The following is an 818-nucleotide window of genomic DNA, read 5'->3' as shown; positions in this document are numbered from 1 at the left end:
ATGCAGCTGATAAGACCTGGCATGGGAACAGAAAATAGTGCACAGCTCATTTATGCGCTTATTCAAATGGCAAGACCGCGCACAGTCATTGAAATCGGTGCTGGTGATAGTACGCGCTTGATTGCTAAAGCACTGCAAAAAGCAAAACAAGCATGGCAACAAGATAAAAAACTTTTAGAATCTTCTACCTGGGAAGAGCGTACAGCTTTGCTTGATCCTTCAGGAATCCTTGAGAATTACGAACCTCGGCTTATCACCATTGATGATTTTACAGTCGAAGGTCAATCAGCAGAAGAAGCATGGCAAAAACTGCTTCAAGACGGTATTGAAAAAAACATGGTAACATTTATCCATGAGAATTTTTTCTCTCTTGATGAAAGCACCCTCAAATCTTGGGGACCAATAGATTTTGCTTGGCTTGATGCTGGAACGCCCGCAGATGACGTGCGATTTGTTATAACCCTTTGGGAACACATCACCGCGGGTGGTTATCTTTGTCTACATGAACCAACCATAACAACAACAATTGCTCTCAATGGCGAACAACGGGTGCGACGTGTCAGAACTCCCATCTGGGAAGAAATTCTCTACCGGCTTGATGGCTCCTATGAAGCTTTAACACTCCCCGAAAACCACAAATATCGCTAGGGTGGTCTGGGGATTATTCGCAAACGCACCCCAGCCGAACAAATTGTACGCGCACAATCGCTACAAGCAGAACTCATAGAAATCAATGAAATTCCCATTCGCAATGATCTTTTGCCCATGGGGAAAGAAACCCTTCACAAACGCAATACCCGCAATTCACTGATCTCTGC

1 protein-coding gene is annotated in these 818 nt (G+C 44.4%); it reads left to right on the top strand.

Translation table 11 applies throughout. The features are described from left to right. A partial coding sequence (locus ACFIL8_RS11480) for a class I SAM-dependent methyltransferase (RefSeq protein ID WP_375681547.1) occupies positions 1-648 on the top strand: 648 nt, incomplete at its 5' end. Positions 649-818: the final 170 nt, after the last annotated feature.

Source organism: Bartonella sp. AP57NXGY (assembly GCF_042195805.1).
Taxonomy (GTDB): domain Bacteria; phylum Pseudomonadota; class Alphaproteobacteria; order Rhizobiales; family Rhizobiaceae; genus Bartonella.
The sequence above is the reverse complement of the archived record's forward strand: the minus strand, read 5'-3'. Positions and strand labels throughout refer to the sequence as shown.